This window comes from Nonomuraea sp. MG754425 (genome assembly GCF_021699195.1).
In the GTDB taxonomy this organism is placed as follows: domain Bacteria; phylum Actinomycetota; class Actinomycetes; order Streptosporangiales; family Streptosporangiaceae; genus Nonomuraea.
The window spans coordinates 1-19,917 of record NZ_SSXE01000093.1 but is presented as its reverse complement, the minus strand read 5'-3'; the positions used below and the strand labels follow the sequence as shown (position 1 = coordinate 19,917).

Genomic DNA, 19,917 nt, shown 5'->3' with positions numbered 1-19,917 from the left:
ATGGGGTAATCGAGTGGCCGGATCTCGGCATATGGGCACACGGATGGGAGTCGTCGCCTGCAGACCCTCGCCTGCTGTTAAACGATTAACACCATATTTCGCACATGCCGCCCCTTCAAGAGGTGCGGGACCCGATTTCGGCGATCCGCCGGTCCGCCCCCACTCGGGTGATCTTCAGCGTGGCGCGCGGCCTGAACGATCACCGTCCGTTACCTTGCGAGGTGGATGGGGGGGTTCCGCAGTGAATGGTTCGTATAAGAGCTTGTCCCGCAGGTCGTTCGTCACCGGCGCGTTCGCCGCGCTGACCGGCGCCGCAACCGTGACCCGCGCCGCGGCCGGCACCGTGTCTGGAGCCGTGTCTGGAGCCGTGACCGGAGCCGTGGCCGCGCGGGGCCGTCCGCCGAAGGGCGTTGTGTTGCGGGCGGCGCCCGCGAAGGTGTCCATCGGCAGCCGGACCGTCTCCACCTGGGCCTACGACGGCCTGCTCCCCGGCCCGCGGATCGAGGCCACGGCCGGCGGCGTCGTACGGGCGCGGCTGGTCAACAACCTGCCCGCGGAGACGACCGTGCACTGGCACGGCATCAGGATCGCCGCCCCGATGGACGGCGCGCCCGGCTACACGCAGAAGCCGGTGCCGCCGGGCGGGTCGTTCGACTACACGTTCACCGTCCCCGACGCCGGCACGTACTTCTACCACTCGCACGTCGGCATGCAGAACGACCGCGCCCTGTACGGGCCGCTGATCGTGGCCGACCCGCACGAGCCGCTCGGGTACGACCAGGAGTTCACGGTCGTCCTCGACGACTGGCTGGACGGCGTCACCGGCACCCCCGACGACGCGCTGCGGCGGCTGAACGCCAGCACCGGGCACGACGACACCCTGCGCAGCACGCTGCTGGGCGGGGTCACGGGCGAGCTGCGCCATCCGTACCACCTGGTCAACGGCCGGGCGGCGACCACGCCCGAGGTGTTCGCCAGCAGGCCGGGACGGGTCGTCAGGTTCCGGGTGATCAACGCGGCGGCCGACAGCGCGTTCCGGGTGGCGCTCGGCGGTCACCGCATGACCGTCACGCACGCCGACGGCTTCCCGTGCGCGCGCCCGGTCGAGGTGGACACCTTCCTCATCGGCATGGGCGAGCGCTACGACTTCCTGGTCCGGCTCGGCGACGGGGCGTTCCCGCTGGTGGCGGTGGCGGAGGGGAAGCGGGCGCGGGCGTTCGCGATCGTGCGCACGTCGCGCGCGGCGAGCCCCCCGGACCGGAACGTACGGCTCAGCGAGCTGTACGCGCGGATCCTGCGCTACGCCGACCTCAACTGCCGCCGGGCCGACGCCCTGCCCCGCCCGTCGCGGAGCGTCACCGTGACGCTGGGCATGCGCCCGTCCGGCAACGAGTGGACGCTCAACGGCAAGCTCAGCGACGACCCGATGCGCCTGCGCGTGGAGCGCGGCGAGACGGTCCGGATCGTGCTGGACAACCAGTCGCCCATGTGGCACCCGATGCACCTGCACGGCCACACCTTCCAGCTCCGCACGGCCGGGGCGCGGGGGCCGCGCAAGGACACCGTGAACATCCTGCCGCGCGAGCGCCTGAACATCGACGTGCACGCCGACAATCCGGGCGAGTGGATGTTCCACTGTCACAACCTGTACCACCAGGAGCAGGGCATGATGGGCGCGTTCGGCTACGGCCGGCCACCGGCGGGCGAGCACCGCATGCACCACTGAGCCAGGCGGTCTTGCGGGCCGGGCGGGCGCTGCGAAAGGATCGCCGGACCAAACCCCCCAGCCCTTGCCTGACGACTGGAGAGACCTGTCGTGCGGACACAACAGAACATCGAGCAGTTCGGTTACCGGCAGGAGTTACGCCGCGGGGTCGGGCTGACCGACCTCGTGTTCTACGGTCTGGCGCTGATGCTGCCCATCGCGCCCTTCGCCATCTTCGGCACGGTCTACCAGGCGTCCGGCGGCATGCCGGCCCTGGCCTACCTGGTCGGGATGGTGGCGCTGCTGTTCACCGCCGCCTCCTACGCGCAGATGGTGAAGGCGTTCCCCCTGTCGGGCTCGGTCTACAACTACGCCGGGCGCGGCATCGCCCCGCCGGTCGGGTTCCTGACCGGGTGGATGGTGCTGCTCGACTACATCCTCGTGCCCTGCCTGCTCTACCTGGTCGCCTCGGTGGCGATGAACGACAGCGTGCCGGCGGTGCCGGTCTGGGCCTGGCTGGTCGGCTTCGTGATCGTCAACACGCTGATCAACCTGTTCGGCATCCGGATGACGGTGCGGCTCACCCGGCTCATGATCGTGTTCGAGCTGGTGGTGCTGGCGCTGTTCCTCGCGGCCGGCGTCTGGGCGCTGCTCCAGGGCAAGGGCAACGGCTTCAGCCTGTCCCCGCTGTTCGACGCGGGCGCCTTCTCCTGGCCGGTGGTGTTCGCGGCGGTGTCGGTGGCCGTGCTGTCCTTCCTCGGCTTCGACGGGATCAGCATGCTGGTGGAGGAGTCCACCGGCGGCTCGGCCCAGGTCGGCAGGGCCATGCGGCTGGCGCTGGTGCTGGCGGGCGTGCTGTTCATCGTCCAGGTCTGGGTGGCCGCGCTGCTCGTGCCCGATCCCGCGGGCCTGATGGAACGGGCCGGTGACACGGCCTTCTACGACGCCGCCGCGGTGGCCGGCGGCGAGTGGCTCAGGCACGTCACCTCGTTCGCCACGGCGCTGTCCTGGGGGCTGGCCAACACGATGGTCGCGCAGGTGGCGGTCTCGCGGCTGCTGTACGCGATGGCGCGCGACAGGCAGCTCCCGTCGTTCCTGGCGAAGGTGTCGGTCAAGCACTCGGTGCCGGCCAACGCCATCGTGCTCATCTGCCTGCTCTCCATGGGCGTCGGCGTCTGGATGTCCACCCGCGACGACGGCGTCACCCTCCTCACGAGCCTGATCAACATGGGCGCGATGGTGGCGTTCATCGTCCTGCACGTGTCGGTCGTCGTGCACTACTCGCTGCGTTCCCGTTCCCGCCGGTGGTGGGCGCACCTGGTGTCGCCGCTGGCCGGGGCCGGGATCCTGGTCTTCGTGGTGGTCAACGCGAACGTCCTGGCGCAGGCGCTCGGCCTGGTCTGGCTCGGCCTCGGCGCCCTGGCGCTGGTCACCCTGTACGCGCTCGGCCGCCCTCCGGCGTTGACCGGCATGGCCGGCCCCGGACCGGACCGCCCGTAGCGAAGGACTCCTGTCACATGAACCGGCTGCCGCTCCACCACGACCTGTACGTGCTCGCCCACGACCAGGCCGGCAGACCCCTGATCCACCAGTCGTCGCTGGCGCTCGGCCTGGCCGGCGCGGCCCTGCTCGACCGGCTGCCCGCCGGCTCGGATCCACCGCCCGAGGCCCGTTCCCTGATCAAGCAGGTGGCGGCGAACGCCGTCTACGAGCGCACCCGCCGGGGCCTGCTCGACACGGGGGTGCTCGTGGGGGTGCGCGGGCGGCGCATGGGCATGCTGCCGTACACGCGGTACGAGCTGGCCGACATCGCCTCCGCCGTCCGGGCCTCCTCGGGGGTGCGCTCGGCCGTCGAGGGCTGGAAACCGGCGGACGCGCGCAGCGCCGGGCTGTGCGGGCTGGTCGCGGTGCTGCGGCTGGAGGCCGAGCTGTACCTCGACGAGCCGGCCGCGCGGCTGGTCTCCCGCCTGCGCCAGATCGCGGCGACCGCGGGGCCGCCGATCGGCGGGCTGGTGGCGATCGTGGAGACGCTGATCGCGGAGGCGGCCGTGGCCGTGTACCGCTGACGGCTCAGGAGGGTGGTTGACGGGGACGCCTCCGTGCGCTTACGGTTCCGGCGATCGGTGAAATATATCGTCACATATCCGAAATTTTCGGAGGCGCGCCATGTTGCGAGGGCTCATCGCGATCAGCCTGCTCGGCTCACCGGCGGCGCACCCGTCGCCTCCCGCGCAGCCACCCGCCATCACCGTGCACGAGGGCGTCCGCCACCAGGAGATCGACGGTTTCGGCGTCTCCCAGGCGTTCCGGCGCAACGAACTGCTCGAGGCCCTGTCGCCGGACAAGCAGCGGGAGGTGCTCGACCTGTGGTTCGACCGCGACAAGGGGGCCGGGCTCAGCATCCTGCGGCTCGGCATCGGCTCCTCCCCCACCGGCAGCCCGTACGACCACATGGTCTCCATCCAGCCGGACGACCCCGGCGGCCCCGACGCCCCGCCCCGCTACGTCTGGGACGGCGACGACAACGGCCAGGTCTGGGTGGCCAAGGAGGCCCAGCGGTACGGCGTCAAGCGCTTCTTCGCCGACGCCTGGAGCGCCCCCGGCTACATGAAGGACAACGGCGACGACAAGAACGGCGGCACGCTGCTGCCCGAGTGGCGGCGGGCGTACGCGGACTACCTGGTCGCCTACACCAGGTTCTACGCCGGGGAGGGCATCAGGATCACCGACCTCGGCTTCACGAACGAGCCCGACTGGACGGCCACGTACGCCTCCATGCGCTTCACCCCCGAGCAGGCCGCCGAGTTCGTCAAGGTGCTGGGGCCGCGCGCCCGCGGCACCGACCTGGTCTGCTGCGACTCCTTCGGCTGGAACGAGGCCAAGGCGTACACGGCCGCGATCGAGGCCGACCCGCAGGCCCGCCGCTGGGTGAAGACGCACACGGGCCACACCTACGCCAGCCCGGTGGACGCCCCGCTCCCGACCGCCAGGAAGAGCTGGATGTCGGAGTGGAACCCCAACGGCAACACCTGGAACGAGGCGTGGGACGACGGCAGCGGCTACGACGGACTGACCGTCGCGCGGGCCGTGCACGACGCGCTCACGCTGGGCGGGGTCAGCGCCTACGTCTACTGGCTGGGCGGCTCGCGCGGCGCGACCAGGGCGCTGCTGCAACTCGACGACGCGGCCGGGGAGTACCACGTGTCGAAGCGGCTGTGGGCGCTGGCCGCCTACAGCAGGTTCATCCGGCCCGGCGCGGTCCGGATGGAGGCGAGCGCGGCCGATCCGGCGCTGAAGGTCTCGGCCTTCCGCAACCTCGACGGCTCACGCGTGATCGAGGTGCTCAACACCGGCACCGCCCCCGTCACGTGGAAGGGGGTGCGCGGCCGGGCCACCGCCTACGTGACCGACGAGGCCGACTCGCTCACCCCGTCCAAGGTGACGGGCGGCACGGTGACGCTCCGGCCGCGCGCGCTCACCACGATCGTCGTCGGATGACGGGCGCGGGCCCGGCGGGAGCGACGGCTCCCGCCGGGCTCAGCCCTTGGTCCCGGTGTGGGCGATGCCCTGGATGAACTGCCGCTGCAGGAAGACGAAGACCGCGATCACCGGCAGCGAGGCGATCAGCGAGCCGGCCATCAGCACGGGATAGTCGGTCTGGTACTGGCCCTGGAGCGCGGCCAGCCCCGCCGACAGCGTCATCCGCTCCGGGTCGGTGTTGACCACCAGCGGCCAGAACAGGTCGTTCCACGCCCACAGCAGGGTGAGCACGGCCAGCGCGACCAGCCCGGGACGGGCCAGCGGCAACATGATCGACCAGTAGATCCGCCACGGCCCCGCGCCGTCGAGCCGGGCCGCCTCCTCGATCTCGCGCGGCAGGGCGAGGAAGAACTGCCGCAGCAGGAACACCCCGAACGCGCTGAACAGCCCCGGCACGATGATCGCCTGGAGGCTGTTGAGCCAGCCCAGCGTGGACATGATCTGGTACTGCGGGATCACGAAGAGCTGCGGCGGCACCATGAGCACCGACAGGAACAGGCCGAACAGCAGGTTCCTGCCGGGGAAGCGCAGCCGCGCGAAGGCGTAGGCGGCCATCGAGCAGAACAGCACCTGCCCGGCCACCCGGCCCGCGGACATGACCACGGTGTTGAGGAACTGCTCGCCGAACGGCAGCAGGTCGAAGACCTTGGCGTAGTTGTCCCAGCGGCCCTCGGGCAGGAACGTCGGCGGCACCGCGGTGGCGCTGCTGAGCGTCTTGAGCGAGGTGACGATCTGCCAGGCGAACGGGGCCACCATCAGCAGCGACGAGACGGCGAGCACCGCGTGCACGCCGAGCGGGCGGCGCTCAGACATAGTGCACCCACCTGCGCTGGAGCCGGAACTGCAGGACCGTCAGCACCGCGATGAGCACGAGCAGCGCGATGACGACGGCGGCGGCGTAGCCGCGGTCGTTGGTGACGAAGGCCCGCTCGTAGAACAGTTGCACGACGGTCTGCAGCCGCGTGTACGCCGGGTTGGCCCGCGCCGCCTTCCCCGAGCCGGTCATCACGAAGACCAGGTCGAACAGTTGCAGCGAGCCGATCACCGAGACGATCGAGACGAAGAACGCGGTCGGCGACACCATCGGCAGGGTGATCCGGAAGAACTGGCGCACGCGCCCGGCCCCGTCCATGGACGCGGCCTCGTACAACTCCTTGGGGATGGCCTGCATGCCGGCCAGGAAGATGATCAGGTTGTAGCCGACGCTGCTCCAGATGCCCACCACGACCAGCGCGTACAGGGCGGTGGCCGGGTCGGCGATCCAGTTGGGCCCGTCGATCCCGACGACCGCGAGCACCTGGTTGATCAGGCCGTAGTCGCCGTTGTAGAGCCAGCGCCAGAGCATCGCGACCGCCACCGGCATGGTCACCACGGGCAGGAAGAACGCCGTCCGGTACAGGCTCACGCCGCGCAGCCCCGGCCGGTTGAGCAGCGCCGCGAACACGATGGCCACCGGGATGCCGAGCAGGCCGAGCGCGGTGTAGGTGAGCGTGTTGAGCACGGCCCGGCCCACCTCGGGGTCGCCGAGCAGCCGCGTGTAGTTCGCCAGGCCCGTCCAGGTGTGGCCGCCGAACGGGCCCCACTCGGTGAAGGAGAAGTAGGCCGTCTGCAGGACCGGCCAGAGGTAGAAGATCGCCAGGCCGAGCCCGGTGGGGGCGATGAACGCGTACCCCCACAGGGCCTCGGCCCGCGAACCGCGGGCCGGGCCGCCGCCGTCGCTCACTCCTCGGCCAGCAGGTCGTTCATGCCGGCCGCGAGGTCCGCGGCGGCCCGTTCGACCGGCGTCTCGCCGGTCCACGCCTTGGTGAGGTGGGTGAGCTCGGCCTCCTGCCAGGCGGCGGTGTTCTTGGAGACGGGGTACGGCACCGCGTACGCGACGGAGTCCAGGAACGTCTGGAGCTTCCACTCGGGGTGGGCCCGCACCCAGTCCTGCTGGGTGCCGTTGTAGGCGGGGATCGGGCCCTTCTTGCCGAGCAGCCCGGCGGCCTGCCCGGAGCCGAGGAACTTGACGAACTCCCACGCCTCGGCCGGGTGTTCGGTCTTGGCGGACATGACGTTGGCCACGCCGTGGATGATCGTGGCCTGCTTCTCGCCCTTCGGCAGCGGGGCGACGTCCACCTTGTCCTTGGTGTAGTCGTTCGTGCCGAACTCGGCCACGTTCCACGACCCGCCCCAGTACATCGCCAGCTTGCCGGCCTCGAAGAGTTGCAGCGGCGCGGTGTCGGTCATGGTCTTGAGGTCGGGCGACTGCTTGGCGGCGATGAGGTCGGTCCAGAACCTGAGGCCCTCGATCGTCTTGGGGTCGGCGTAGCCGGACTGCTTGCCGTCCGGGGAGATCACGTAGCCGCCGGCCTGGTAGATGGTGTTGTACTGGTACTCCTGGAAGCTGGTGAGCTGGGCCCCGACGGCGTAGACGCCCTTGTCCGGGTCGGTCAGCGCGGCGGCGGCCCGCCGGAAGTCGGCCCACGTCCAGTCGTCGGCCGGGTAGTCGACCTTGGCCGCGTCGAAGAGCGTCTTGTTGTACCAGACGCCGACGGTGTCCATGTCTTTCGGCAGGCCGTACAGCTTGCCGTCGTAGGTGTAGAGGTCGACCAGGGCCTTGGGGTAGACCGAGGTGTCGATCCGCTCCCCGATCGGCGCGATCACGCCGTTGGAGGCGTAGAGCTGGAAGTTCGGGCCGTTCATCCAGAAGACGTCGGGCGCCGCGCCGCCGCTCACCGCGGCCTTCATCTTCGTCCAGTAGTCGACCCAGGGGGTGAGCTGGACGTCGACGGTGATGTTCGGGTGCGACTTGGTGAACTCCGCGGCCAGGTCCCGCATGACCGCCTGCTGGGTGGCGTCCCATACGCCGTAGGACAGTGTCACCTTCCCCTGCGCCGTCGCGCCCGCGCCGGCCTGCTCACCGCCGCCGCACGCGGAGGCGAGCAGTGCCGCGCAGAGGAGGGCCGCAGCGCTCCGTGCCGACTTCCACATCTCCCGGTCCTCTCCTAGAACGTGGGAGTAATGATGGAGTCCATGGAAATTATTGGCAAGAGTGGGCGTGTTACAGATGGCTCACGAGCGGGGACCGGCCATCGAGCAGCCGCTCCTCGACGTCGTCGAGCGCGAGCCGTACGGCCCCGAGCACCACGGCCTCGTCGCCGAGCGCCGACATGCGCACCTCGGGGGTGCGGATGCACCAGCGGTCCAGCTCCCGCCTGAGCGGCTCGATGAGCACGTCGGCCGAGCGCGAGAAGCCGCCGCCGACCACCACCATCTGCGGATCCAGCGTCAGGACCAGCGCGGACGCGCCGAGCGCGAGATCCTTCACGTAGCGGCGCACCGCCGCCAGCGCCGCCTTGTCGCCCTCCCGCGCGGCGGCGAACACGTCGCCCGCCTCCCCGCTGGCGTCGGCGAGGTGCTCCTGGGCGCGGATCCAGCCGAGCACCGGCAGCGCGCCGATCTCGCCCGAGGCGTTGCCGAAGCCCCGGTGCAGCTTGCCGTCGATGACCAGGCCCGCGCCCGTACGCAGGCCGGCCAGCAGGAACACCATGTCCTTGGCGTAGCGGGCCACGCCGCGCCAGCACTCGGCCAGGGCGGCGAGCTTGCTGTCGTTCTCGACCAGCACGGAGGCCGGGACCAGGCGGCGCACGTGGGCGGCCAGGTCGACGCCGGTCCACTCCGGCAGCGCCTCCGACAACATCACCTTGCCCGCGCCGTCCACCAGCCCGGTCGTGCCGACGCCGGCGGCCCACACGTCGCCGCCGCCCAGCCCGGCGCCCTCCAGGCACTCGGCGACGGCCCGGTCCACCGCCTCCAGGCGGTCGAGCCGGCCCATCCCGGGGGTGACGGCCACGCGGGCGGCGTGCTGCACGTCGCCGTCGAGATCGGCGGCCACCGCGCGGATCTTGTGGCCGCCGATGTCGATGCCGAGCACCCGGCCCGCGTCCGCCCGGAACCGGTAGCGCCTGGCCGGGCGGCCCACCCCGCCCGCCGTCGCGCCGGCCTCGGCCACCCAGCCCTTGCCCAGCAGCTCGCGCACGACGTCCTCGGCGGAGGCCCGCGACAGGCCCGTACGCTTGGCGACCTCGGTGAGGGTGAGCGACGGCTGCCCCTTCAGCGCCTTGAGCACGGCCAGCGCGTTGAGCTGCCGCAGCCGCGACAGATCGCCGCCACTCGTCTCCGCGGTCATCCGCCCCCCTTGCTGTCGGCTTTTTCAGACCGAATAATGATGGTCTCCATGATATTTGTTCGGGGAAGGTTCCATGACTGAGGTGACTCTAGCCGTCGCCGGCGGCGGCCTGCGAGGGATTACCTACGCGCGCCGCGCGCACGCCACCGGCGCGGGACGGGTGGTGGCGGTGGCCGAGCCCGACCCGCGCCGCCGGGCGGAGTTCGCGGCCGAGTTCGGGATCCCGGCGGAACGGGCGTACCACGGCTGGACGGAGCTGGCCGCGGCCGGGCGGCTGGCCGACGCGGCGATCGTGGCCACCCACGACCGGCTGCACACCGGCCCCGCGGTGACGCTGGCCGGCCTCGGTTACCACATTCTCCTGGAGAAACCGATGGCGGCCAGCGAGGAGGAGTCCGCCCTGATCGCCGAGGCGGCCGAACGCAACGGCATCCTGCTCGCGGTCTGCCACGTGCTGCGGTACACGCCGTACACGCGGCTGCTCAAGGGGCTCCTGGACGAGGGGCGCATCGGACGGCTCGTCAGCGTGCAGCACCTGGAGCCGGTGGGGTGGTGGCACCAGGCGCACTCGTTCGTCCGCGGGCACTGGCGCAGGCAGGACACCTCCGCGCCGATGCTGCTGGCCAAGGCGTGCCACGACATCGACTGGCTGGTGCACCTGTTCGGCCGCCCGCCCGCGCGGGTGTCGTCGTTCGGCTCGCTGTCGCACTTCAACGCCGCGCAGCGGCCGGACGGGGCGGCCGACCGCTGCCTCGACTGCCCGCTCGAACCGGCCTGCCCGTACTCCGCGCCGCGGCTCTACCTGGGCTGCCTCGGCGATCCCGGCAGCGAGTTCTGGCCGTTGTCGGCGGTCACGCCCGGACGCACGGAGCAGGCCGTGCTCGACGCCCTGCGCACCGGGCCGTACGGGCGCTGCGTGTACGCCTGCGACAACGACGTCGTGGACCACCAGGAAGTGATGATGGAGTTCGACGACGGGGCGACGTGCTCGTTCACGATGAGCGCGTTCACCCCGATGGAGCACCGGCGCACCCGCCTGTTCGGCACCCACGGCTACATCGACGGCGACGGGCTCACGCTGCGGGTGGTGGACTTCCGGACGGGTACGGAGGAGAGCCTGCGCACCCAGGACGTACCGGGCCCCTCGGCCGCGGACGGGCACGGGGGCGGCGACGAGGGGCTGACCGACGCCTTCCTCGCCGCCGTCGCCACGGGCGACGCCTCACTGCTGCGCTCGGACGCGGCCGAGAGCCTGATGACGCACCGCGTGGTCTGGGCCGCCGAACGCGCCCGGCACACCGCCTCGGTCGTCCACCTCTGAACGGGCCGCCCCCCGGCCGCCGCCGCACCCGGCGCGGCCGGGGTCAGCCCCACACCTCCTGCGCCGTCTCGACGATCAGCCGGAGCTTGGCGAACTGCTGCTCCTCGGTCAGCTCGTTGCCCTCCACCGTGGAGGAGAACCCGCACTGCGGCGACAGGCAGAGCTGCTCCAGGTCGACGAACTTGGCCGCCTCGTCGATCCGCCGCTTGAGCGCGTCCTTCGACTCCAGTTCGCCGCGCTTGGTGGTGACCAGCCCGAGCACGACCGTCTTGCCCGGCGGCACGAACCGCAGCGGCTCGAAGCCGCCCGAGCGCTCGTCGTCGAACTCCAGGAAGAACCCGTCCACGGTCAGTTCGTTGAACAGCGCCTCGGCCACGAAGTCGTACCCGCCGGAGGCGACCCAGGAGGACCGGAAGTTCCCCCGGCACATGTGCGTGGTGATCGTCATGCCGGCCGGCCGGTCCGCGAGCGCGGCGTTGATCTGCCTGATGTAGCGCAGGTGCAGGTGCTCGGCGTCGTCGCCGCGCTCACTCAGCTCCGCCCGCTGCGCCGGGTCGTTCAGGTAGGCGAGGCTGGTGTCGTCGAACTGCAGGTAGGTGCACCCCAGCGCGCCGATCCGGCGCACCTGCTCGGCGTAGGCCGCGCTGAGGTCGCGCCAGAACTCCTCGACGTCGGGGTAGACCCGCGGGTCGATGGCGGCGGGCCCGCCCCGGTAGTGGACCATGCTCGGCGACGGGATGGTCAGCTTGGGCGTCACCCCGTCCGCGACGGTGTCGCGCAGGAAGGCGAAGTCGTCGGCGAAGACGGGCTCGCCCAGCCGGATCCGGTCGTGCACGCGCAGCGCCGCCGGGGTGAACTCGATCTCCCGCTCCGCGTTGTGGAAGCGCACCCTGATCTGCTCGTCGGCCGCCTGCCCGATGCCCTGGAGACGGTAGATGAAGTCCATGTGCCAGGAGGCCCGGCGGTACTCGCCGTCGGTGGCGCCGCGCAACCCCGCCTCCCGCTGCCTGCGCACCACGTCCCTGATCGCCGTGTCCTCCGCCTCGCGCAGCGCGTCGCCGGTCAGCGTCTGGCGGGCGCGCAGCAGCGCGGCCGGGCGCAGCAGGCTGCCGACGTGGTCGGCTCGGAAGGGCGGTGTGGTGCGCATCATGGTCATCCTCCTCCGTAGAGCTTTCTCAGCGGGGCCTTGAGCAGCTTGCCCGCCGCGTTCCTGGGCAGTTCGGCCACGAATTCCAGGTGTTTCGGCACCTTGAAGCGGGCCAGGCGGCCGTCCAGGTGCCGCAGCAGGTCGTCGGCCGCGACGCTCGCGCCGGTCCGGAGCACGACCAGGGCCTTGCCCACCTCGCCCCATCGCTCGTCCGGCACGCCGATCACCGCGCACTCGCCGACCGCGGCGTGCTCGTACAGGGCGCTCTCGACCTCGGCGGGGTAGACGTTCTCGCCGCCGGAGATGTACATGTCGATGATCCGGTCGGAGATGCGCACGAAGCCGTCCGCGTCGGCGGTGCCGACGTCCCCGGAGCGGAACCAGCCGTCGCCGGACAGCACCTTGGCGCTCTCCTCCGGACGCCGCCAGTAGCCGGGCATGACATTGGGCCCCTGGACGTACAGCTCGCCCGGCTCCCCGGGGCCGGCGGGCGAGCCGTCGGGGGCGACCAGCCGCACGTCGGAGAAGAAGCACGGCACGCCGGCCGTCCCGGCCTTGGCGACGGAGTGCTCGGCCCCGAGGAAGAGCGCGCCGGGGGCGGCTTCGGTCATGCCGTAGCCCTGCAGGAACGTCAGCCCGCGCTCTTGGTAGGTCCTGATCAGCGGCTCGGGCACCGGCGCGCCCCCGCACAGCAGGTGCCGCAGGCTCGACAGGTCGGCCCCGGCCCAGCGGGGCGAGCGCGCGAGCCGGCCGAACATCGACGGCACCCCGAACGTCACCGTCACCCGCTCGGACTCGATCAGGTCGAACGTGCGCTCCACGTCGAAGCCCGGCTCCAGGATGACCCGCGCGCCCTTGAGCACGCCGGGGATCAGCGTCTGCGCCAGCGCGGCGATGTGGAACAGGGGCGCGCTGACCAGCACCACCTCGTCGTGCGCGAGCGGCACGTCCACGAGCAGGTTGACGGTGTTCCAGGTGAGGTTGGCGTGGGTGAGCACGGCCCCCTTGGGGCGGCCGGTGGTGCCGGAGGTGTACATGATCAGGCAGAGGTCGTCCTGGCCGACGGGCTCGTCGAGGGGTTCGGGCGAGCCGGAGGCGAGCAGGTCCTCGTACGCGGCGGCGGGCACGTGCCGGCCCGGCAGCCCGGCTCCGTCGCGCTCCGCGCCGAGCACGAGCCGCGCCGGCTCGGCGTCCTCCAGGATGAAGCGCAGCTCGGGCACGGTCAGCCGGGTGTTCAGCGGCACGAACACGGCTCCCAGCAGCCCGGCGGCGAAGAACGTCTCCACCATGGCGGGCTGGTTGCTCCCGAGGAAGGCGATCCGCTCGCCGCGCCGCACGTCGAGCCCGCGGGCCAGCCGGTTCACCCGTTCGGTCAGGTCACGGTAGGTGTGGTGGCGTCCTGCGTACGACAGCGCGACCCGGTCGGGCGTCATGCGTGCCCTGCGTGCCGGCCACGAGCCAATCCCCTGATTCCGCATCGGCGACTCCCGGACCCAAATTAGGCTACTTTCCGATGACTGTCAGCTTTCTGCCCAACTTTCATCGGGAACGGTGTCGAGCAGTTCCCCCGCGATCCGCGCCGCCTCCGGCCTGAACCGCTCGTGCAACGCGTGGCAGACCCGCTGGGCCTTCTCGGCGGGCCAGTCGTGCGGCAGGTAGCGCAGCGGCAGCCGCGGGTCACTCCTGATGAGCTGCAGCCAGCCGGTGAGCAGCATGAGCGAGCGCGCCAGGTCGTCGGGGGCCTCGGACGCCGGGTCGGCCCGGTCCCAGCGGCGCAGGAACTCCCGGTAACGCTCGCCCAGCCCGGCCAGATCGTAGGCGTCGCCGACCAGGGCCTGCATGTCGGTGGGACGGCGCGGCTCGGCGGCGAAGACCTTGACGTTCGCGCCGAGGTCCTCGATCACCCCCGTGGCGTCCACGTCGCCGGGAGCCAGCCACAACCCGTTCTGCAGCGGCCCGAACCCGGCCCAGACCAGCCGCGAGCGCAACTCGTGCCGCTGCCGCTGCCAGGACTCGGGCAGCGAGAAGCCGATCAGCGTCCACCGGTCCTCGTCGGCGTCGTTGAGCACGCCGCTGTGCCAGATGCGCCGCTCACCGTCCTTGAGCACCTCGGCGCTGGTCGGGGTGAGGCCGAAGTACATGCGCCGGCCCGAGCGCTGACGCCGCAGCAGCCCGCGCCGGACCATCCGGGTCAGCGTCGAGCGGGTGGCCTCCTCGGAGATCCCGACCCTGCCGAACGCCTCGATGAAACTCCGCGAGGAGACGCAGACCCCGCGTCCGTACACGTGATCCCCGAGGAAGGTCAACATCACCGATTGGGGTCTCATAACAGCTTGTCTCCGGATATTAGGCACTCTATTGACAGCCGTAATGTACCTGCCTACATTCGGGGCCACCCGGCCCAGGAGGTCCTGATGCGCAGGTTTCTTCCGTCCCTGGTCTGCCTGTCGCTAGCCGTGACGGCGTGCGCGGGAGGGGGCGGATCGGGCGGCGGCGGCCCGGGCGACCCCGTCAAAGTGGGCCTCATCGTCTCCCTGACCGGCAACTACACGCCGCTCGGCAGCGAGGACAAGAAGGCCGTGGAACTGGCCGTGGAACAGGTCAACGCGCAGGGCGGGCTGCTGGGCCGCACCGTGGAACTGGTCACGCGCGACGACAAGACCGCCCCCGACCAGGCCATCGTCGCCTACAACCAGATCAAGGGCGAGATCGACGCGCTGATCGGGCCGGTGTTCTCCAACGCGGGGCTCGCCGTCGAGCCGCTCGCGCAGCGCGACAGGATGCCGTACCTGTCGCTCGCCCCGGCCCAGGAGCAGGTCGAGCCGATCAAGTCGTACGTCTTCGTCACCCCCGCCCTGTCCAGCATGTACGCCGAGCGCTACCTCCAGTACCTCCAGGCCGAGGGCATCAAGACGATCGCCGTGGCCTGGGACTCCAAGAGCGCCTACTCGGTCTCCGGCCACGAGTCCATGGCCGAACTGGCCCCCCGGTACGGCGTGACGATCGCCGTGGACGAGCCGTACGAGACCACCACCTCCGACTTCAGCCCCCTGTTCACCCACGTGCGCGACTCCCCCGCGCAGGCGCTGGTCTTCTGGGGCTCCGGCGCACCCGGCGTGACGGCCGCCAAGCAGTACGCGGCCTCGGGGCTCAAGACGCCGCTGTTCCTGACCGCGTCGCAGGCCAGCAAGCTCTGGCTGGAGCCGATGGGCGCCCAGGCCGAGGGCATGACCGTGCAGAGCGCCATCGGCGTCGTCGGCGACCACCTGCCCGCCGGCAGGCAGAAACAGGTCATCGACCAGATGGCCGGGCCGTACGAGCAGAAGCACGGCTACCCGCCGCCGCAGTTCGCGCAGGACGGCTACAGCGCCTCGCTGCTGCTGTTCGAGGCGATCAGGAAGGCGAACAGCACCGACGGGACCAAGATCCAGCAGGCCCTGGAGAGCATGGACCTGATCACCCCGAACGGCCGCTTCCGCTACTCCGCCACCGACCACTCCGGGCTGTCACCCGAGTTCATCTCGGTCAACACCGTGCGCGACGGCCGGTTCGTCCCCACCGAGTGGGCCAAGGAGCAGCTCACCAAGACCGTCACCGCACAGGGGTAGGGCCGCGTGCTGACCGTCACCGAGGTCTCCCGTTCCTTCGGGGGCGTCTACGCCGTCCGCGACGTCTCGCTGAGCGTCGCGGACGGCGAGGTCTGCGGCGTCATCGGCCCGAACGGAGCCGGCAAGTCCACCCTGTTCAACCTGATCACCGGCCACCTGCCGGCCGAGCACGGCCAGATCTCCTTCCGCGGGCGGCGCGTGGACCGGCTCCCGCCGCACCGGCGCGCCCGGCTCGGCATGTCGATCGTCTTCCAGGCGGCCCGCGTCTTCCACGGCATGACGGTCAAGGAGAACGTCATGGTCGGGGCGCACGGGCGTACCCGGGCCGGGTTCGTCGCGGCGGCGCTGCGACTGCCCCGGCACCGGAGCGACGAGAAGGAGATCGACACCGAGGCGACGGCCGCCCTGGCGCGCGTCGGGCTGGCGAAATGGGCGGACCGGCCCGCCGACCGGCTGCCGATCGGGCAGCAGCGGGCGCTGCAACTGGCCCGCGCCCTGTGCGCGCGGCCCCGGCTGCTGCTGCTCGACGAGCCCGCCTCCGGCCTGCGCGGTCAGGAACGCGAACGGCTCGCCACGCTGGTGGAGGAATTGCGGGCGGACGGGCTGACGATCCTGCTGATCGAGCACGACGTCGCCTTCGTGACCCGCCTGGCCGACCGGATCGTGGTGCTCGACCTGGGCCGGGTCATCGCCGACGGCCCGCCGGCCGAGGTGCGGACCGACCCGCTGGTCCTGGCCGCCTACCTCGGGCCGAGCGCATGATCGACGTCAGGGACCTGGTCGTCTCGTACGGCACCGCGACCGCGCTGGAACACGTGAGCCTCACCGTCGGCGCGGGCGAGATGGTGGCCCTGCTCGGCCCGAACGGAGCCGGCAAGTCCACCCTGGCCGACACCCTGGCCGGCCTGCTCACGCCCACCTCGGGCACGGTCACGGTCGGCGGCCGGCTCGCGCTGATCCCCGAGGGCCGCCGGCTCTTCCCCGACCTGTCCGTCGCCGACAACCTCGCGCTCGGCGGCTGGCGCTCCGGGCTGCGCGACCCCTCCCCCGTCTACGACCTCCTCCCCCGCCTGGCCGAGCTGTCCGGACGCCGGGCCGGGGTGCTGTCCGGCGGCGAACAGCAGATGGTCGCCTTCGGACGGGCCCTGATGTCACGCCCGGACACGCTGGTCGTGGACGAGCTGTCACTCGGCCTGGCCCCCAACGTCACCGCCGACCTGGCCGGGCACCTGGCCGAGCTGAACCGCTCCCAGGGGCTGACCGTGCTGCTCATCGAGCAGAACGCGCGGCTGGCCTTCGACCTGTGCCGGCGGGCGTACGTGCTGGAGTCCGGACGGCTGGTGACCGAGGGCGAGTGCGCCGACCTGGCCGGCGACCCGCGGGTGGCCGGCGCCTACCTGGGCGGGGCGATCACATGAGCGGCGGCGGGTGACATGAGCGCCTTCCTGACCTACCTGCTCAACGGGCTCGCGGTCGGCTCGGCCATCGCGCTCGTCGCCAGCGGCCTGGTCACCATCCACCGGGTCACCGGCGTGGTGAACTTCGCCCAGGGCACCTTCGCCGTGATCGCGGGGCTGTGCACGTCCTCGCTGCTCGGGCTCGGGTTCCCGCACGGGCTCAGCGAGGTGGCCGCCGTGCTGGCCGCGGCGCTGGCGGGGCTGCTGACCGGGCTGGCCGCGATCGGGAGACCGGGCACCACGCCGCTGTCGTCCCTGATCGTCACGCTCGGGGTGGGCGTGCTCGCGTACGCGGTGGAGATCGTCCTGTGGGGCGACCAGCCGCGCTCGGCCCCCGGGCTGGCCGGCTCGGTGACGCTGGCCGGGGCCCGCGTCCAGACCCAGCACCTGCTGGTCATCGGCGTGGCCGCGGCGACGTTCGCGCTGCTCGCGCTCTTCTTCGGACGCACCTACCTGGGCAAGGCGCTGACCGCGTGCGCCTCCGACCCGTACGCCGCCCGCGTCGTCGGCATCGACACCCGGCGGATGGGCCTGCTGGCGTTCGCGCTCGGCGGGCTGCTCGGCGGCGTCGCCGGGGTGCTGGTGACGCCGCTGCGGCCGATCTCGTTCGACACCGACGTCACGCTCATCGTCAACGGCTTCGCCGCGGCCGTCTTCGGCGCGCTCACCCGGCCCGTGATCACGCTCGCCGGCGCGCTGCTGCTGGGCGTGGCCGAGACCATGGCCGCCGGGTACGGCTACGGCTCGCACCAACTGGAGGTCGCGCTGGGTCTCATGCTGGTCGTCATGATCGTGCAGGCGAGCCGCCGCCCGGCCATCTCCCAGGAGCGGGCATGACGGCCAGGACGTGGATCGTCGCCGGGCTCGCCGGGCTGACCCTCGCGCTGCCCGCGGTGCTCGACGACAGCGCGCTGGCCGTCTACGTCCTGCTCGGCCTGGCCGCCATGGTCACCGTCGGGGTGTCGCTGCTCATGGGGTACGCGGGCCAGGTGTCGCTGGGCCAGGGCGCCTTCTACGCCGTCGGCGCCTACACCGCCGCCCTGCTGGCGCTGAACGGCGTGCCTCCACTTGTCGGTCTGCTGGCCGCGCCCGTCGTGGCCGCGCTCGCGGCCCTGGTCATCGGCACGCCGCTGCTGCGCCTGCGCGGCCACCACCTGGCCTTCGCCACGCTCGCCACGCAGCTCATCCTGCTGTCGCTGGCCGGGCAGCTCGAGTTCACCGGCGGGGACATCGGGCTCCAGGGCATCCCGCAGTTCGGCGTGGGCTCGTTCGAGGCGGGCGGGGCGTCGGTGTACGCGTACCTGACATGGGCGGGGCTGGCGCTGGTCATGCTGGTCACGCACAACGTCATCGCCTCCCGTCCGGGCCGCGCCCTGCGCGCGCTGGCCACCAGCGAGATCGCGGCGGCCTCCGCCGGGATCCCGGTCGGGCGGTACAAGCTGGTGGTCTTCGCGCTGTCGGCCGCCTTCGCCGGGCTCGCCGGGGGGATCTACTGCTTCTACACCGGGTACGTGGCCCCGGGGTCGTTCCCCGTGCTCCTCTCGATCCAGTACATCGTGATGGCCGTGGTCGGGGGGCTCGGGACGATCTGGGGCGCCGTGGCCGGGGCCGCCGCGATCACGCTGCTGGTGCAGGGGCTGGACCGGCTGGCGACGCTGCCGGGGATGCCGGCCTACGCGCCGGGCGTGCTGTCGTACGCGGTCTACGCGCTCGTGCTGATCGTGGTGGTGCTGTTCCTGCCGCGCGGGCTGGTGCCCGCCGTCTCCGGCCGCCTGACGGGGAAGCGGACGAAGAGGGCGGATCGGTGAAATCACCGGTATCTCCCGGACGGCCCCTTTCAGTCCTGACATCCGCGCGTAACACTGGACGACGTGTCCCCTGACATGTCCGTGCCCGTGTTACGCGGGCGCGATGAGGAGGAACGCGCCCTGCTGCGGCTGCTCGACGCCGCCCGTACCGGCTGCGGCGGGGCGCTGCTGCTGGTGGGCGCGCCCGGCATGGGGAAGACCACGCTGCTCGACCTGGCCGCCGCGCGGGCGTCCCCCGGCTTCCGCGTGTTGCGGGTCTCGGGGGTGGGCTCCGAGTCGCGGCTGCCGTACGCCGGGCTGCACGGCCTGCTGCGCCCGGTCGCCGCGAGCGCCGCCGCGTCCCTGCCCGGGGCGCAGGCCAGCGCCCTGATGTCGGCGCTGGAGTCCGGCACCGCCGCCGGCGGGCTGGCGCTGCCCGCGGCCGTGCTCGGGCTGCTGTCGGCACTGGCCGCGCGGCAGCCGGTGCTGGCCTGCGTGGACGACGTGGACCTGCTCGACGCGGACAGCCGGGAGGTGCTGGCGTTCGCGGCCCGGCGGATCGCGGCCGAGCCGGTGGCGCTGCTGTTCACGGCACGGGAGCACCCGCGCGCCTTGAACGGGCCGGCCGGCGTTGAGAGCGGGTTCGAGGGCGGGCTTGAGGGTGTGCCCGTGCGGGTGCTGGGCGGGCTGGCGGCGGCGGCCGTACGGGAGCTGGCCGACGACCTGGCGGCCGGCAAGGTGGCCGAGGACCTGCTGGCGGCGCTGGAGCAGATCGCCCGCGGCAACCCCCTCGCGCTGGCCGAGCTGATCGGCGCGCTGACCCCCGACCAGCTCGCCGGCCTCGCCGCGCCGCCCGTGGCACTGCCCAAGGGCGAACGGCTGTGGCGGGACCACGCGAACCTGCTCGCCGCCCTGCCCCCGGCGACGCGGCGGATGCTGTTGCTGATCGCCGCCGACCCCGGCCTCGACCTGCCCACGCTGATCCGCGCCGCCCGGCCCGGCTGCGCGCTCACGACGCTGGAACCGGCCGAACGGGCGGGCGTCCTGCACTCCTCCGGAGACCGGTATGACTTCCGCGACCCGGCCATGCGCGGGGTGGTCTACCACGGCGCGTCGCTGCTCCGGCGGCGCGCCGCCCACCGCCTGCTGGCCAACCTCCTGGAGGACGACCATCCCCTTCC

At 72.0% G+C, this 19,917-nt stretch carries 18 protein-coding genes; 11 read left to right on the top strand and 7 right to left on the bottom strand.

Annotated elements, in window-relative coordinates; translation table 11 throughout:
- The first annotated feature begins 262 nt into the window (after positions 1 to 262).
- The 4 genes from FAF44_RS29020 (at position 263) to FAF44_RS29005 (ending at position 5,203) form a co-directional block, all read left to right on the top strand.
- On the top strand, positions 263 to 1,726 hold the full coding sequence (locus tag FAF44_RS29020) for a multicopper oxidase family protein (RefSeq protein ID WP_237106472.1): 1,464 nt from the start codon (positions 263 to 265) through the stop codon (positions 1,724 to 1,726).
- Between the two features lie 90 nt (positions 1,727 to 1,816).
- A complete protein-coding gene (locus FAF44_RS29015; RefSeq protein ID WP_237106471.1) occupies positions 1,817 to 3,205 on the top strand; it encodes an APC family permease in 1,389 nt (462 codons plus the stop codon).
- Between the two features lie 17 nt (positions 3,206 to 3,222).
- Positions 3,223 to 3,771: a GPP34 family phosphoprotein gene (locus tag FAF44_RS29010; RefSeq protein ID WP_237106470.1), complete on the top strand. Its 549-nt coding sequence runs from the start codon at positions 3,223 to 3,225 to the stop codon at positions 3,769 to 3,771.
- Positions 3,772 to 3,871: 100 nt separating this feature from the next.
- Positions 3,872 to 5,203 (top strand): glycoside hydrolase family 30 protein, encoded by a 1,332-nt coding sequence (locus FAF44_RS29005; protein WP_237106469.1) that lies wholly within the window; start codon positions 3,872 to 3,874, stop codon positions 5,201 to 5,203.
- A gap of 39 nt (positions 5,204 to 5,242) precedes the next feature.
- Here the strand turns inward: FAF44_RS29005 and FAF44_RS29000 are convergent, their stop codons facing one another.
- From FAF44_RS29000 to FAF44_RS28985, 4 genes are all read right to left on the bottom strand, one after another.
- Positions 5,243 to 6,058, bottom strand: coding sequence for a carbohydrate ABC transporter permease (locus FAF44_RS29000; RefSeq protein WP_237106468.1), 816 nt, complete (start codon positions 6,056 to 6,058; stop codon positions 5,243 to 5,245).
- A complete protein-coding gene (locus FAF44_RS28995; protein WP_237106467.1) occupies positions 6,051 to 6,968 on the bottom strand; it encodes a carbohydrate ABC transporter permease in 918 nt (305 codons plus the stop codon). The genes FAF44_RS29000 and FAF44_RS28995 overlap by 8 nt, the downstream gene beginning before the upstream one ends.
- Positions 6,965 to 8,218: a sugar ABC transporter substrate-binding protein gene (locus FAF44_RS28990; protein WP_237106466.1), complete on the bottom strand. Its 1,254-nt coding sequence runs from the start codon at positions 8,216 to 8,218 to the stop codon at positions 6,965 to 6,967. Before FAF44_RS28990 ends, FAF44_RS28995 begins: the two co-directional genes overlap by 4 nt.
- Positions 8,219 to 8,288: 70 nt before the next feature.
- Complete coding sequence (locus FAF44_RS28985) at positions 8,289 to 9,416, bottom strand: ROK family transcriptional regulator (RefSeq protein ID WP_237106465.1); 1,128 nt, start codon at positions 9,414 to 9,416, stop codon at positions 8,289 to 8,291.
- 73 nt (positions 9,417 to 9,489) lie between these two features.
- Here FAF44_RS28985 and FAF44_RS28980 point away from each other — a divergent pair, with 73 nt between their 5' ends.
- Positions 9,490 to 10,737 (top strand): Gfo/Idh/MocA family protein, encoded by a 1,248-nt coding sequence (locus FAF44_RS28980; RefSeq protein WP_237106464.1) that lies wholly within the window; start codon positions 9,490 to 9,492, stop codon positions 10,735 to 10,737.
- 43 nt (positions 10,738 to 10,780) lie between these two features.
- On the opposite strand, the gene FAF44_RS28975 is transcribed toward FAF44_RS28980, so the two are convergent.
- The 3 genes from FAF44_RS28975 to FAF44_RS28965 form a co-directional block, all read right to left on the bottom strand.
- The gene (locus FAF44_RS28975) at positions 10,781 to 11,887 is read right to left on the bottom strand and encodes a 5-methyltetrahydropteroyltriglutamate--homocysteine S-methyltransferase (protein ID WP_237106463.1); all 1,107 of its coding nucleotides are present in this window, start codon (positions 11,885 to 11,887) and stop codon (positions 10,781 to 10,783) included.
- Positions 11,888 to 11,889: 2 nt separating this feature from the next.
- Entirely contained in the window at positions 11,890 to 13,317 is a 1,428-nt protein-coding gene (locus FAF44_RS28970) for a long-chain fatty acid--CoA ligase (RefSeq protein WP_237106462.1), read from the bottom strand.
- A gap of 87 nt (positions 13,318 to 13,404) precedes the next feature.
- Positions 13,405 to 14,211: a PaaX family transcriptional regulator C-terminal domain-containing protein gene (locus tag FAF44_RS28965; protein WP_237106461.1), complete on the bottom strand. Its 807-nt coding sequence runs from the start codon at positions 14,209 to 14,211 to the stop codon at positions 13,405 to 13,407.
- 87 nt (positions 14,212 to 14,298) lie between these two features.
- On the opposite strand from FAF44_RS28965, the gene FAF44_RS28960 reads away from it, so the two are divergent.
- From FAF44_RS28960 to FAF44_RS28935, 6 genes are all read left to right on the top strand, one after another.
- Complete coding sequence (locus tag FAF44_RS28960) at positions 14,299 to 15,492, top strand: ABC transporter substrate-binding protein (RefSeq protein WP_237106460.1); 1,194 nt, start codon at positions 14,299 to 14,301, stop codon at positions 15,490 to 15,492.
- Between the two features lie 6 nt (positions 15,493 to 15,498).
- Positions 15,499 to 16,254, top strand: a complete 756-nt coding sequence (locus FAF44_RS28955; protein ID WP_237106459.1) for an ABC transporter ATP-binding protein — start codon at positions 15,499 to 15,501, stop codon at positions 16,252 to 16,254.
- Positions 16,251 to 16,910 carry an ABC transporter ATP-binding protein gene (locus FAF44_RS28950; RefSeq protein WP_237106458.1) on the top strand — a complete coding sequence of 220 codons (660 nt, stop codon included), beginning with the start codon at positions 16,251 to 16,253 and terminating at the stop codon, positions 16,908 to 16,910. Before FAF44_RS28955 ends, FAF44_RS28950 begins: the two co-directional genes overlap by 4 nt.
- A 15-nt stretch (positions 16,911 to 16,925) precedes the next feature.
- On the top strand, positions 16,926 to 17,786 hold the full coding sequence (locus FAF44_RS28945; RefSeq protein ID WP_237106457.1) for a branched-chain amino acid ABC transporter permease: 861 nt from the start codon (positions 16,926 to 16,928) through the stop codon (positions 17,784 to 17,786).
- Positions 17,783 to 18,757 (top strand): branched-chain amino acid ABC transporter permease, encoded by a 975-nt coding sequence (locus tag FAF44_RS28940; RefSeq protein WP_237106456.1) that lies wholly within the window; start codon positions 17,783 to 17,785, stop codon positions 18,755 to 18,757. Before FAF44_RS28945 ends, FAF44_RS28940 begins: the two co-directional genes overlap by 4 nt.
- 63 nt (positions 18,758 to 18,820) lie before the next feature.
- A partial coding sequence (locus tag FAF44_RS28935) for an AAA family ATPase (protein ID WP_237106455.1) occupies positions 18,821 to 19,917 on the top strand: 1,097 nt, incomplete at its 3' end.

Coding starts and splice junctions, on each gene's coding strand:
- FAF44_RS29010 (WP_237106470.1), top strand. CDS start 3,223: ATGAACCGGCTGCCGCTCCACCACGACCTGTACGTGCTCGCCCACGAC.
- FAF44_RS29005 (WP_237106469.1), top strand. CDS start 3,872: ATGTTGCGAGGGCTCATCGCGATCAGCCTGCTCGGCTCACCGGCGGCG.
- FAF44_RS29000 (WP_237106468.1), bottom strand. CDS start 6,058: ATGTCTGAGCGCCGCCCGCTCGGCGTGCACGCGGTGCTCGCCGTCTCG.
- FAF44_RS28990 (WP_237106466.1), bottom strand. CDS start 8,218: ATGTGGAAGTCGGCACGGAGCGCTGCGGCCCTCCTCTGCGCGGCACTG.
- FAF44_RS28985 (WP_237106465.1), bottom strand. CDS start 9,416: ATGACCGCGGAGACGAGTGGCGGCGATCTGTCGCGGCTGCGGCAGCTC.
- FAF44_RS28980 (WP_237106464.1), top strand. CDS start 9,490: ATGACTGAGGTGACTCTAGCCGTCGCCGGCGGCGGCCTGCGAGGGATT.
- FAF44_RS28975 (WP_237106463.1), bottom strand. CDS start 11,887: ATGATGCGCACCACACCGCCCTTCCGAGCCGACCACGTCGGCAGCCTG.
- FAF44_RS28970 (WP_237106462.1), bottom strand. CDS start 13,317: ATGACGCCCGACCGGGTCGCGCTGTCGTACGCAGGACGCCACCACACC.
- FAF44_RS28965 (WP_237106461.1), bottom strand. CDS start 14,211: ATGAGACCCCAATCGGTGATGTTGACCTTCCTCGGGGATCACGTGTAC.
- FAF44_RS28960 (WP_237106460.1), top strand. CDS start 14,299: ATGCGCAGGTTTCTTCCGTCCCTGGTCTGCCTGTCGCTAGCCGTGACG.
- FAF44_RS28950 (WP_237106458.1), top strand. CDS start 16,251: ATGATCGACGTCAGGGACCTGGTCGTCTCGTACGGCACCGCGACCGCG.
- FAF44_RS28945 (WP_237106457.1), top strand. CDS start 16,926: ATGAGCGCCTTCCTGACCTACCTGCTCAACGGGCTCGCGGTCGGCTCG.
- FAF44_RS28940 (WP_237106456.1), top strand. CDS start 17,783: ATGACGGCCAGGACGTGGATCGTCGCCGGGCTCGCCGGGCTGACCCTC.